Below are 12673 nucleotides of genomic sequence, written 5' to 3' on the forward strand. Positions count from 1 at the left end.
GGCAATTGCAGGCCTGCATGGCCATTCGGCAGAGGCCTTCCATCCCTCGTAAAGCGAAGCGTTCACCGCTCGAACGCATCTGTCTTTTTTGACGCCAAAATTTCTCACCATATTTCCCCTGAAGACTCGCCCTGGCTGATTAATGTCGCAACCTTTTGTGTCGATACCCTTTCACGCAAGTCCACAAATACACCAAGGGGCAGGTTATGTTCGGGAACAAGAACAAAGCTGAACTGACAGCCATGAAGGCCGAGGTAGATGGACTCAAAGGACTGACAAACGCGCTGGAAAAATCAATGGCGGTGGTCGAGCTTGGCCTCGACGGCAAGGTGCTGCGTGCCAACGATAAATTTCTGGCGACGATGGGCTATCGGGCTGAAGAGCTGATAACCAAGACACACCGTGACTTCTGCGACCCGACACTGCTCCGCAGCCGCGAATACACTGACCTATGGACGTCTTTGAAGGCCGGCAAGTTTATCTCCGGGACATTCAAACGCCTCAACAAGAACGGCCACAGTGTCTGGCTTGAAGCCAGCTACAACCCGGTTGTCGATGCGCAAGGCAATGTGTTCAAAGTGGTCAAGTACGCTCTGGACGTGACAGAGCGCGTAATGCTCGAGAACGAAACCAACAGCAAGCTCGCAGCGGTAGACCGGGCCATGGCCATCTGCGAATTCGAGCCCAATGGCAACGTCATCACTGCCAACAGCAACTTCCTTAACGTCATGGGTTATGCGCTGGCGGAAATCAAAGGCAAGCACCACAGGTCGTTCTGTGAGCCGACATTGGCCAACAGCCCCGAGTACTCCGAGTTCTGGCGCAAGTTGAACCACGGCGAGTTCATCGGCGACCAGTTCAAGCGCCTCGGAAAACATGGCCGGGTCGTCTGGCTTGAAGCAACTTATAACCCGGTTTTCGATGTAGACGGCAAGCTCTACAAGATCGTCAAGTTTGCCAGTGACATCACGCACCGGGTCGAAAAGCAGGAAGCCGACGCCCACGGTGCTTCGCGCGCTTACCATATCTCGGCAGAAACCGAGAAAGTGGCTGAACAGGGAACTCTGGTCATTCAGGAAACCGCCCGGGAAATGCGCCAGATCGCTGAAAACATCGGCGCGTCGGCCAAGCTGGTGAGCCAGTTGGGGGAACGCTCCGAGCAGATCACCGCCATCGTCAACACCATTCGGGGCATTGCCGATCAGACCAACCTGCTGGCGCTCAACGCAGCAATCGAAGCAGCACGTGCCGGCGATCAGGGTCGCGGCTTTGCCGTAGTCGCCGACGAAGTCAGGCAACTGGCAGGCCGCACCAGCGGCTCCACCGCAGAGATCGCTGAAATGATCGGCAAGATCCTCGCCGAAACGCGCGACGCCGTGGCGAGCATGGACGCTACTCAGGAAGGTGCCATTCGAGGTGTGACACTGGCCGACCAGGCCGGACAGGTCATCGTGCAGATCCGTGACGGCGCGAGCGATGCGGTCGAAGCCGTGAACATGTTCGCCAATCGCATGGACGAGGCTGAAGCGTTCGCCAAGCCGGGCAAACGATGACGCATCGTTAATCGCCAGCCATAAGAAACCCGCGCTCGGCGGGTTTTTTATTGCCTCGCGGCTGCACTGTGTTTGGCCAGCAGCTTGGTTATCGGGCCGGTCTGCGCTTCAATAGCGGCCATTGCACTTAACAGCCAGCCAAAGGAACGTTCATGGCCTCGCCAGACAAACAGCAAAAACGCGCCAAGCGCGCAAAGATCAAGGCCAAGCAGAACCGTTCGGGCAAGGGCACAACCAGCCTCGTCCACCCGGTATTTGCTTCTGCCTTGGTCAATCAGCCGTTCGATGACGTTGAACTCGACCTCAATACCTTCGACTTCAGCGACATCGTCGAGAATGGTTTCGACCCGGCCGACTATGACGACCTGTTTCTGGCGATGAAAGCCGCCGAAGACATCAGCCAACTCGCGCTGTGCGTGGTCTTCCTGCAGTATCCGGTGCTGGCACTGGTCGTCTCCGAAGAGGAAGAAGACCCGGCCACGGACTTCATGATGGGCTTGCTGATTGTGTACCGCGCCATGTACCACGATGAAGACGAGGACACCGCAATCGAATGGATCGAAAGCCCGGCCTTCCAGAAGGACTACACCCTGGCGTCGGACCTGCTGATGAAGAGAGATACCAAAGCTGCACGCTGATCGAGATCGTGCCGACGCATGGCGTCAGCACGACAATCAGCTCGCAAAGCGCCTGATCAGCCCAGCGCAGCGGCGCCCACACGTCCGTCCTTGCGACGGCGCGAGACGAGCAGGCCGGCACCGATCACCAGCAGGCTAAGCACACCGGTGGCGATGATTTCGATGCGGTGTTCTTCCTGGATCAGCATGATCGTCAGCACTGCAACAATGAACGCAATCACCAACCAGGTCAGCCACGGGAACAGCCACATCTTGAAGTCGATGGCCTCACCCGCCGCAATACGCTTCTGACGCATCCGCAGTTGCGAGACGGCGATCACCAGGTACACCAGCAGCGCGATGGCGCCGGAGCTGGCGAGCAGGAAATCGAACACGGCAGCCGGTGCGATGTAGTTGGCGAATACGGTCAGGAACGCCGCCGCCGTCGACATGATCACCGCCCAGTGTGGCGTGCCGCCCTTGCTGGTGCGCTTTGACAATGCCGGAGCATCGCCGCGTTTGCCCAACGAAAACAGCATGCGCGAGGCGGTATACAGCGCCGAGTTCAGGCAACTGGTTACTGCCACCAGTACTACCAGATCGACAATCAGCTTGGCATTCGGAATACCCATTGCATCAAGTACGGTCTGGTACGAACCCACCTCAGCCAGACGCGGATCGTTCCACGGCACCAGCGAAACAACGATGAAGATCGAAACCAGATAGAACAGGAAGATCCGCCAGATCACCGAGTTGGTGGCCTTGGTGATCTGCTTGCCCGGGTTTTTGGACTCAGCCGCTGCGATGGTCACGATCTCGGTGCCCATGAACGAGAACATGGTGGTCAGCATCGCCGCCAGTACCGCGCCCATACCGTTGGGCAGGAAGCCACCGGTGTCGAACAGATGGCTGACGCCACTGACGTTGCTGGTTGGCAACAGGCCGAAGATCGCCGCCACACCCAGCACTACAAACGCGATGATCGCCACGACCTTGATCAGCGCGAACCAGAACTCGAATTCACCGTAGTTTTTCACACTGAACAGGTTGGTTGCGGTCAGCAGCAGGGTAATGACCAGCGTAAACATCCAGATAGCGATGTTCGGGAACCACGCATGCAGAATAGTTGCAGCAGCGTTGGCCTCCAGCGGGATCACCAGCACCCAGAACCACCAGTACAACCAGCCGATGGTAAAACCGGCCCAATGCCCGATGGCACGGTCGGCATAGGTCGAGAACGAACCGGTGTCCGGCGAGGCCACGGCCATTTCGGCCAGCATGCGCATCACCAATACCACCAGCGTACCCGCCGCGGCATACGCCAGCAGCACGGCAGGCCCGGCTTCTGCAATCGCGTGGCCGGAGCCTACGAACAAACCGGCGCCTATCACGCCAGCGATCGACAGCATCGTGATGTGTCGAGGTTTCAGCCCTTGTTCGAGCTCGGAAGAGTTAGCGGTATTGCTCATAAAACCACCTGTGCAAGACGAGCGAGACACACCGAAGCGTTACGTAAAGAGAAACCTACGGTGCCGTTCTTTATATTTGACGCAAGAATTGCGCCAAAATATTTCGAAAACGACGTCGCTCACAGAATATGCGGCCTGTGGCGTGAACCGCCAAGTGAAACCGAAGACGACTTATATACGCCGTGTGTAGGATTTGTTACCGATTGCCTCAGATTCGTCTACATATGCGCACCAAAAGTGCGCCACCCGCTACCGACGGCTCGCATATGGTGCAGCATGCGCGTTGCCGCTAAGCAAAAGCTGCTTCCAACCCCCGGCCAAAGCTGGCAACATCGCGCCTTTTTCGCGCACGACCGCCTGAACCCGGCATCGTGCATGCCGCTTTTCGACAGTCTGCTGCTGCGACGCGACACCCCGGCGAACGCCTTCACCAAGGCAATGACATGCCGATGGTTGCGCTTCAACCGCTGTGCTAGCTTGGCGTTCGCGCGCAGCAAGAGCGCACACTTCAATGAGGTCCCCACATGGCCGAGGCCACGCCCGCCCTGGAAATACGCAACCTGCACAAGCGCTACGATCAGCTTGAGGTGCTTAAAGGCATCTCGCTGACGGCACGCGATGGCGACGTCATTTCGATCCTCGGCTCTTCCGGCTCCGGCAAGTCCACGTTGCTGCGCTGCATCAATCTGCTGGAAAACCCCCATCAGGGCCAGATTCTGGTGGCGGGCGAAGAGCTGAAACTCAAGCCAGCGCGCAATGGCCAACTGGTTGCTGCCGATAACCGGCAGATCAACCGCCTGCGCAGCCAGATCGGTTTTGTGTTTCAGAACTTCAACCTGTGGCCGCACATGAGCGTGCTCGATAACATCATCGAAGCCCCGCGTCGCGTCCTCGGTCAGAGCAAGGCCGAAGCCATCGAGGTGGCAGAAGCGCTGCTGGCCAAGGTCGGGATCGCCGACAAGCGTCACGTCTACCCCGCTCAACTCTCCGGGGGCCAGCAGCAACGGGCTGCCATTGCACGCACACTGGCCATGCAGCCAAAGGTTATCCTGTTCGATGAACCGACCTCGGCACTCGATCCAGAGATGGTTCAGGAAGTGCTCAACGTCATTCGCGCACTGGCTGAAGAAGGCCGGACCATGCTGCTGGTGACCCATGAAATGAATTTTGCGCGTCAGGTATCAAGTGAAGTGGTGTTTTTGCATCAGGGAATGGTCGAAGAACAGGGCACACCACAGCAAGTGTTCGAAAACCCGCTGTCGGCACGGTGCAAACAATTCATGTCGAGTCACTGCTAACGGAGCAACACCCCATGCAGATGTATAAAAAGATCTTGATGATCGCGGCAGCCACTCTTGCCTTCAGCGGCAGTGTACTCGCCGAAAAAATGAAAATGGGCATCGAAGGCGCTTACCCGCCCTTCAACAACAAGGACGCCAGCGGACAAGTTGTCGGCTTTGATCGCGAGATCGGTGACGCCCTGTGCGCCAAGATGAAGGTCGAGTGCGAGGTCGTGACGTCGGATTGGGACGGCATCATTCCGGCCCTCAATGCCCAAAAGTTCGACTTCCTGATCTCGTCGCTGTCGATCACCAAAGAGCGCGAGAAAATGGTTGATTTCACCACCCCGTACTACTCCAACAAGCTGCAGTTCGTGGCCCCCAAGACGTCATCCATTGATGTTTCGTCCATTGAAAAAGCCAAGGAAAGCCTGACCGGCAAATCAGTGGGCGCACAGCGCTCGACACTGGCCAGCACCTGGCTGGAAGACACGCTCGGCATCATGGACGCCAAACTTTACGACACTCAGGAAAACGCGTTCTTTGACCTGGTGGCTGGTCGTATGGACGCCATGCTGGCCGACAAGTACGCCAGCTACGAGTGGCTGAAAAGCGAGGCCGGTCAGAACTTCGAGTTCAAGGGCGAGCCTGTTGTGGAAAACGACAAAATCGGCATCGCCGTGCGCAAGGGCAATGATGAGTTGCGCGAGCGTCTGAATGTTGCCCTGAAAGAAATCATCGCTGACGGCACCTATAAAAAGATCAACGACAAGTATTTCCCTTTCAGCATTCTCTGATTCACCTGACAGCGTCGCCGCCGCTTCAAGCCGAAGCGCGGCGACCGGTCCCGATAAAGCCTGCCCATGAACATTGATCTCCACGGATTCGGCCCGGCCCTTGCGGCTGGCGCGCTGCTGACTGTCCAGCTTGCACTCGCAGCCCTGTGCCTGGGCCTGATACTCGGGCTGCTCGGCGCCCTGGCCAAAACTTCGCCCTCCGCGCCGCTGCGATGGCTGGGCGGTACTTATTCCACGCTAGTACGCGGCGTTCCAGAACTGCTCTGGGTGTTGCTGATTTACTTCGGCACCGTCAACGGCATGCGCGCCTTGGGCGAATTGTTCGGCATACCGGACCTGGCCCTGAACGCTTTCGCTGCCGGGGTAATTGCCCTTGGCATATGCTTTGGCGCCTACGCGACCGAAGTGTTTCGCGGCGCGATTCTGGCGATACCCAAAGGCCACCGTGAAGCCGGACTGGCGCTGGGCATGTCACGCTCGCGCATCCTGTTCAAACTGGTCCTGCCGCAAATGTGGCGCATTGCGCTGCCCGGTCTCGGCAACCTGTTCATGATCCTGATGAAGGACACCGCGCTGGTTTCGGTGATCGGCCTTGAGGAAATCATGCGTCACGCACAGATCGCCGTCGGCTTTACCAGAGAGGCATTCACGTTCTATATGGTTGCCGCCGTCATGTACCTGTGCCTGACCGTACTGGCCATGATCGGTATGTACTTCCTTGAAAAACGCGCCGGGCGCGGCTTTCTTAGGAGTGCGACATGAACTGGGAAGTCATCATCAAGTGGCTGCCACGGCTGGCGCAGGGCGCGACCCTGACCCTGGAGCTCGTGGCCATTGCTGTCATTGCCGGGCTTGTTCTCGCCATCCCGCTGGGCATCGCCCGCGCGTCCCGGCTCTGGTCGGTGCGCGCCCTGCCCTACGCCTATATCTTTTTCTTCCGCGGTACCCCGCTGCTGGTGCAGCTGTTTCTGGTCTATTACGGCCTTGCACAGTTCGATGTGGTACGTCAGGGGCCGCTGTGGCCTTACCTGCGCGACCCGTTCTGGTGTGCCGTGATCACCATGACCCTGCACACCGCCGCCTACATCGCGGAAATCCTGCGCGGTGCCATTCAGGCCGTGCCGGTAGGTGAAGTCGAAGCCGCGCGAGCGCTGGGCATGTCGAAATGGAAGGCGCTGTTCTATATCGTCCTGCCCCGCGCCACCCGCATAGGCCTGCCCGCCTACAGCAACGAAGTGATCCTGATGCTCAAGGCCAGCGCCCTGGCCAGCACCGTTACGCTGCTGGAACTGACCGGTATGGCGCGCACCATCATCGCCCGCACCTACATGCCGGTGGAGATTTTCTTCGCCGCCGGGATGTTCTACCTCGTCATGACCTTCGTGCTGGTGCAAGGCTTTCGCCTGCTGGAAAAGCTATTGCGCGTAGACGCAACCCAGGGACGCTGATATGAAAGGTGCTGGCGTTGACCCAACCAGCACCTTGTCACGCGAAACTATCGATATGCCAGCAACCCCAAGCTTGCAGGATGAACACCTCGGCAGCCACTTCGGTGCGCTGGACAGCTTCCTGTTCGCTCATCAGGCCCTGTGGCGACCCAAGCCGTTCACCCACCTGCGCCTGCCGTGGGAAAGCAAATACCCCGAGCTGGCGCAGTGGCTGCGGCAACGCACACTGGAACAGGCCGACGCCGCACATAATCACCCGGAGCAGCTCGACGCGCCCTTCCCGTTCTCGCAACTGGCTGGCGAAGCTGTTGCGCTTAGCCACGTCGCCGAACTACCGGTTTACCCGCTGGCGCCGGTCGATGCGCGCATGAGCGTCGATGTGCCGGGGCGCAAATGGCAGCAGATCGAAGCCTTCGCCAGCCATCTCGACATGCGCGACAGCGCGACCCATTGGCTGGACTGGTGCGCAGGCAAAGGCCATCTGGGCCGGCGCCTGACTGGGCACGGCCAGAGCCTGACCTGCCTGGAGCAAGACCCGGCGCTGATCAAGGCGGGCCTTGCCCTCAGCGCCCGACAAGGCATCGAGGCGCGTCATGTGTTGCAGGATGTGATGGCCGATGACGCTTGGCGCTGCCTGCAACCGCATCACACGCCAGTCGCGTTGCACGCCTGCGGTGACCTGCACATTCAATTGATGGAGCTGGCCAGCCAGACCGGTTGCCGGCATATCGCAATCGCGCCGTGCTGTTACAACCGCACCCAGCAGGAGCACTATCAGCCGCTGTCCAGCGAGGGCAAGGCGTCAGGGCTGAAACTGTCGCGAGACGAACTGGGCCTGCCCTTGAGTGAAACCGTCACGGCAGGCGCTCGCGTGCGCCGCCAGCGTGATACATCGATGGCCCGTCGCCTGGGCTTCGACCTGCTGCAGCGCAGCTTGCGTGGCGTTGATGAGTACCTGCATACGCCGTCGCTGCCTGCATCATGGCTGGACGAGTCTTACGCTGATTATTGCGTTCATTTGGCCAGGCTCAAGCATGTGCCGGCCCCAGGCAAGCAGGACTGGGCCTGCCTGGAAGCTGCTGGCTGGAAAAGACTGGCCGAAGTGCGCAACCTGGAGCTGCTGCGAAACCTGTTTCGGCGTCCACTGGAAGTCTGGTTGGTGCTGGACAGGGCTATGTATGTGCAAGAACAGGGTTATAGCGTCAGCGTTGGCGCTTTCTGTGACAGCCAGCTTACCCCTCGCAACCTGCTGATTCTGGCAAGAAAATCGTAAGGCAAAACACGCGAGTAACCTGTGGATAAGTCTGTTGATGAAAATGTGGATGAGTGCGTTAAAGCTTGGCGCGCCAGTTAATCAAGCCCCTGATTTTTTCTCGCCATCCTTCTCAATGCCCGCAAAAACAGTGCTTTGCGGCACTTTCAATGCTCTTGCACATATCTGGCCACGCACGCAAATCTTTATAGGCCAATTGTGCATAAAGATTTGGTAAAGGCTCTGGCACAGGCTTGTAGCAGGGCTGAATCGTGTACAGGTTGCAGCCTGCACACGATCATTTTGACGGGATGTGTCAGGCCTCTTCCACGCACTCCAGCGAACGCTCGATCATGACTTTGGCCATTTCCATCATGTGCACGGAGGCGAACGCCAGATCCGCTGCGAGCCTTCCATTTCATCGCCAAGTTCGTGAGCAGTGGCCGACGCACATCGGAGAAAGTCCAGTGCATGAATCAATGTCGCTTCCAGGCTTATAAAGTCAAATTTGCCGTCGTGCGGTTCTTTGGCTGGCCGGGAAGTCGGCAGGTAACATGACATGGCACGCTTGACGACAGCTTTATCCATGACAGGCGCATTACTGAGCGGCCTGTTGGGCGGATCGGGGGTTACTTTGACCATGCTTAGCTCTCTCCTCAATGGAAACTGCCACTTGGTCGCGACTAAACGATTGAGGTGGCAGCTGTACGAAGGTTAGTCGACCGGGAGCTAAGACCGGCGCACCCGAAGGTGCCCTTACGCACAGCCGCCATAGAGTGCAGGAAGAAAACCTGTACGTGACAGCGACGCGATACGCCTTAACTCAAATCCGGGCGACTAAACCCGATCGCTGATGTGCAGCGACGGACGGAGAGTAGAAGCACAGATCGAGAGGCGCAAGCGGTCGGGGATTCTCTCGGAAATGTCCTTCAAAAGAAAGAGACCAAACCTGCAAAAACCCGCCTGAAGCATTGCAAAAGATGATCTCAGACCACGTGCGCAAAACGCTGTGGGAGCGAATTTCTTCACGAAGACTGAGCGGATGACATCAGCACACAACGCCCGGCATCCTGGCTGAAGGCAACAGGAGTGGACTTGTCCACGATCTGTCGGGAACCGACAGTAAGGTAAATAGACACACCACCCCCCGTCCATCAAACACCGAACGGGCAATGCCCTTTAAAACTGATCATCCTTCAAACGCGTAAACGGCACACTGCGGTTCTGCAACTTGCGCAACGTCAGCTTGTAGGCACTGGACTTGATCTGGCTGCCCATCGGCGTTTCCTCCAGCAAAATACGCCCCGACGCAAACGCGCAGCCCGTATTCAGCATCCGGTACTTGAGCAGGTACAGCCCAGGGTCCATCTTGGCGAAACTGAACACCGCCCCGGCAGGCACATACGCATGCCGAAACGCCCTGCGCCCCACCGCATCCGTGACCTTGGCATACACCGCCGACTCCCCGGCCGAGTTATCCACAGTGATCTGCGACCAGCCGTTGTCCTTGAGCAACGGCATACCCTTCAGATACCCCGGTTTGTCCGGCCAAGGCTCGCCCAACGGATCCAGCCGAGGTAACTCACATTCGGAGGCCGCAGGATCAACCGTCTTTACCGGGCTGGCCACAGATGGCTCAACGGCAACAGCAGGCAAAGGCTTGACCCACGTCTGCGCAACCGGCACAGGCTCAGGCGGCGCAAATGACTTGCCCGCATCAGGGTCATACCCCATCCACGCCCCACCTGCGCAAAACACCACGAACAGCAAGGCCCAACGCACCACATGACGGCGACGCTTGCCACTAGGGGGGGATTTAGAAGAAGAAGGAGCAGCCTTGCCAGCCGCCCCAGGCTGAACCGTGCGCTGAGGCGCAACAGAGCCATGCGCAGCCGCCGAACCATAAACATGCACCGTCTGCCCTTTGACTGCCTGCGCCTGCCTGCGACGAGCAGCGTCAGCACGAGCCTTGTACTCATCGGCAGCCAGCTGCGCGTCATACGCCGCACGCTTGCCCGCATCCGATAGCACATCATGGGACGCATTGACGACGCCCATCATGTCCGAGGCATAGGGATCGGAATTCCTGTCCGGGTGCAGCTTCTGCGCCAGCTTGCGATAAGCCTTCTTGATCTGCTCAGGAGAGGCATCGCGAGCAACACTCAGCAGCTCGTAATGCGTGGGCGTTCTCTGCATTGCACTTGCTGTCCATGGCCGACTGCCATTTTTGATACAACTGTATCGGCCACAAAAACCCAAACTCCAGCAAAAATGCCACACCCGCGCCCCACAAAAGAAAGCACCACACAGAAAATGCCCGGATCCACAGGACCCGGGCATTCCCCTGACATTGATGGAGCCTTCGCGAGCATCCAGACGCACATTCATGCGATTCAGACCCCCATCCTCAGCCCCACCTTGCGCACAGCCCGACAGGGCCAGACACCGATACAAATATCCTTCAACAGCCCTTCAGCGAATGACCCGCGTGCGGCAAACAACACCCCAAGCCTGGTTACGATCCATCGCATCACTCATCAGATAATCCTTTATCTGCTGGCTGAAAAGCCAACGACCTACGCTACTGACTCAGTAGCCCGTGCCGTTGAGAACAAGCCTATGCAAAGCCCCCATCCCGCGCAACAGCCTGAAAACGGGCAATCCTGATCATGATCTGTTGATGCGCCAGATAGCCATCAGCGCCGCACGCATCGGTCTGCCCAGCCAGGTTAAAAATCCCCCACCCGTCAGCGCCGAAGTCCTCAATAAAGAGCGACAAAATCGCGCCCAATACCACAGCGCTCACACGCACCAAACAGACCAATCCCCATAAACCAAAGGAAACGTCCTGCGTTGCGCTGCGCCCAAGTCCCACTCAAAGCACCAATGGTCGATTTTTTTCAACTGAATCAGACAGCTAGGGTTTACAAGCGCATCAGAAGCTATATACTCGCAGCCCATTACGCCGGTATAGCTCAGTTGGTAGAGCAACTGACTTGTAATCAGTAGGTCCCGGGTTCGACTCCTGGTGCCGGCACCATATAAATCAAGGGCTTGCAGCGATGCAGGCCTTTTGTTTGTCCGCAATACGTAATGCGCCACGTAACAAAGCTAGCAAGCGAGCCAGCCTTACGTGCGCCCACGTCGAGCTCCAACCGCAGCTACAGACGCTCATGAGCAGTAGAGCGAGACCCTGGCCAACCGCTCGGTACGGGGTGCCTCTCTCAAAATTCGAGGGGGCTCAGAAAAAATGTAATATTAGTAATATGGCTCGGGAAAAATGGCTGCAGCCCTTGTAGGTCGTGGCTTGCAGCGTTTTCAGGCAAAGGTAATATTGAAGCGATACAAAGGCGATATTATTACCTTTACTAAAGCTATATTTTCATTTCCTAAAACCCAATGAATACGGGGGTTTCAGGAAAATATTACCTTCCATATCGCTTCATATTACCTTCCGATGTAATACGCAGAGGCCAGTAAAACCGTGGCCTCCAGCCTGGGTTCACGGGTCATATAGCTAATATCGCTCTTTTTGAAAACGCCCTCCCATACCTGAGATGCAACCTCATCTAAACACCCTTTTTGGAAAACCCGACTGCAAGGGATGAAAGCCTGGAGATCGTCACCAGCGCGTGCAATCGTGTGCAATGCCAAAAGGATCCTGAATGCGGCTACAGCGCATGGCCTGCTTGAGTTGTAGAGGTTGGATATGATCTGACCGCCGCTGCCTTGGTGCGCAGCTTTGAAACCGGTGTCGATTTGGAAAACTCCCCCCTTCCTCGGTTTTCTAATTTTTCACCCAAGCAGGCCGGGCCTCCGAGGTTTGCCCCTACCTGCACCGCTATGTCGCTCGCTGTGCAAGGCGCTGACATTTTTCTGCACAAGCTTGCACGTTGTGCAATTGCACCTCCCCTACGCAACCCCACGGCTGGCTTGGGCTGGAGTATTGCTTTCATCGCATCTGGGTTTGCACAAAAAACAGACGTGGAGCCCGTCGGCGGGAGGGGGATAAGCGATTTTTCGCTAAGTTTTTTTTGGAGCGCGCCAATTTAGACGTGCGATATGCTTTGCGCTCTTGACTAAAGAATGAGGTCGGCCTAATACCTAAACGTCTTTTGGACCTAAAGAGCATCGTTATGCCTGAGCAGTTCAGAACCGAAGTGAAGCGCTTATTGGCTTCCAACACGGTGCTAGCGTTGCTCATGGCTACGCAACCCGCGAAGGAATTTTTACTCCGGTTAGAAACGGCCGGCTTTC

General features: G+C 57.4%; 10 protein-coding genes, 1 tRNA gene and 1 pseudogene. 8 read left to right on the top strand and 4 right to left on the bottom strand.

Features of this window, described 5'->3' with window-relative positions; genetic code table 11:
• Positions 1-206: 206 nt before the first annotated feature.
• Both ALO43_RS31835 and ALO43_RS12715 read left to right on the top strand, forming a co-directional pair.
• On the top strand, positions 207-1553 hold the full coding sequence (locus ALO43_RS31835; protein WP_024690293.1) for a methyl-accepting chemotaxis protein: 1347 nt from the start codon (positions 207-209) through the stop codon (positions 1551-1553).
• A gap of 152 nt (positions 1554-1705) precedes the next feature.
• Positions 1706-2191, top strand: coding sequence for a hypothetical protein (locus ALO43_RS12715; protein WP_005896058.1), 486 nt, complete (start codon positions 1706-1708; stop codon positions 2189-2191).
• 56 nt (positions 2192-2247) lie between these two features.
• Here the strand turns inward: ALO43_RS12715 and gabP are convergent, their stop codons facing one another.
• Positions 2248-3639: a GABA permease gene (gabP, locus tag ALO43_RS12720; protein WP_024671243.1), complete on the bottom strand. Its 1392-nt coding sequence runs from the start codon at positions 3637-3639 to the stop codon at positions 2248-2250.
• A 524-nt stretch (positions 3640-4163) separates the two neighbouring features.
• On the opposite strand from gabP, the gene ALO43_RS12725 reads away from it, so the two are divergent.
• The 5 genes from ALO43_RS12725 (at position 4164) to ALO43_RS12745 (ending at position 8437) form a co-directional block, all read left to right on the top strand.
• A complete protein-coding gene (locus ALO43_RS12725; protein ID WP_053931972.1) occupies positions 4164-4937 on the top strand; it encodes an ABC transporter ATP-binding protein in 774 nt (257 codons plus the stop codon).
• A gap of 14 nt (positions 4938-4951) precedes the next feature.
• Positions 4952-5716, top strand: coding sequence for an ABC transporter substrate-binding protein (locus tag ALO43_RS12730; RefSeq protein ID WP_005896051.1), 765 nt, complete (start codon positions 4952-4954; stop codon positions 5714-5716).
• A gap of 66 nt (positions 5717-5782) precedes the next feature.
• Positions 5783-6478 carry an ABC transporter permease gene (locus ALO43_RS12735; RefSeq protein ID WP_054997616.1) on the top strand — a complete coding sequence of 232 codons (696 nt, stop codon included), beginning with the start codon at positions 5783-5785 and terminating at the stop codon, positions 6476-6478.
• On the top strand, positions 6475-7164 hold the full coding sequence (locus ALO43_RS12740; RefSeq protein WP_005896047.1) for an ABC transporter permease: 690 nt from the start codon (positions 6475-6477) through the stop codon (positions 7162-7164). Before ALO43_RS12735 ends, ALO43_RS12740 begins: the two co-directional genes overlap by 4 nt.
• A gap of 1 nt (position 7165) precedes the next feature.
• Positions 7166-8437 carry a methyltransferase gene (locus ALO43_RS12745; protein ID WP_054997617.1) on the top strand — a complete coding sequence of 424 codons (1272 nt, stop codon included), beginning with the start codon at positions 7166-7168 and terminating at the stop codon, positions 8435-8437.
• Positions 8438-8732: 295 nt separating this feature from the next.
• On the opposite strand, the pseudogene ALO43_RS12750 reads toward ALO43_RS12745, so the two are convergent.
• The 3 genes and pseudogenes from ALO43_RS12750 to ALO43_RS12760 form a co-directional block, all read right to left on the bottom strand.
• Positions 8733-9058, bottom strand: a pseudogene (locus ALO43_RS12750) (DUF6124 family protein).
• Between the two features lie 537 nt (positions 9059-9595).
• Entirely contained in the window at positions 9596-10612 is a 1017-nt protein-coding gene (locus ALO43_RS12755) for a J domain-containing protein (protein WP_054997618.1), read from the bottom strand.
• A 421-nt stretch (positions 10613-11033) separates the two neighbouring features.
• Complete coding sequence (locus ALO43_RS12760) at positions 11034-11291, bottom strand: hypothetical protein (RefSeq protein ID WP_053479548.1); 258 nt, start codon at positions 11289-11291, stop codon at positions 11034-11036.
• Positions 11292-11380: 89 nt separating this feature from the next.
• Between ALO43_RS12760 and ALO43_RS12765 the strand changes: the two genes are divergently transcribed.
• Positions 11381-11456: transfer RNA gene (locus tag ALO43_RS12765), tRNA-Thr, on the top strand.
• The last annotated feature ends 1217 nt before the right edge of the window (positions 11457-12673 follow it).

This window comes from Pseudomonas tremae (genome assembly GCF_001401155.1).
Classification (GTDB): Bacteria; Pseudomonadota; Gammaproteobacteria; order Pseudomonadales; family Pseudomonadaceae; genus Aquipseudomonas; species Aquipseudomonas tremae.

Excerpts from the sequence above, each read along its gene's own strand:
- ALO43_RS31835 (WP_024690293.1), top strand. The coding sequence starts at position 207 with ATGTTCGGGAACAAGAACAAAGCTGAACTGACAGCCATGAAGGCCGAG.
- ALO43_RS12715 (WP_005896058.1), top strand. The coding sequence starts at position 1,706 with ATGGCCTCGCCAGACAAACAGCAAAAACGCGCCAAGCGCGCAAAGATC.
- gabP (WP_024671243.1), bottom strand. The coding sequence starts at position 3,639 with ATGAGCAATACCGCTAACTCTTCCGAGCTCGAACAAGGGCTGAAACCT.
- ALO43_RS12725 (WP_053931972.1), top strand. The coding sequence starts at position 4,164 with ATGGCCGAGGCCACGCCCGCCCTGGAAATACGCAACCTGCACAAGCGC.
- ALO43_RS12730 (WP_005896051.1), top strand. The coding sequence starts at position 4,952 with ATGCAGATGTATAAAAAGATCTTGATGATCGCGGCAGCCACTCTTGCC.
- ALO43_RS12735 (WP_054997616.1), top strand. The coding sequence starts at position 5,783 with ATGAACATTGATCTCCACGGATTCGGCCCGGCCCTTGCGGCTGGCGCG.
- ALO43_RS12740 (WP_005896047.1), top strand. The coding sequence starts at position 6,475 with ATGAACTGGGAAGTCATCATCAAGTGGCTGCCACGGCTGGCGCAGGGC.
- ALO43_RS12745 (WP_054997617.1), top strand. The coding sequence starts at position 7,166 with ATGAAAGGTGCTGGCGTTGACCCAACCAGCACCTTGTCACGCGAAACT.
- ALO43_RS12755 (WP_054997618.1), bottom strand. The coding sequence starts at position 10,612 with ATGCAGAGAACGCCCACGCATTACGAGCTGCTGAGTGTTGCTCGCGAT.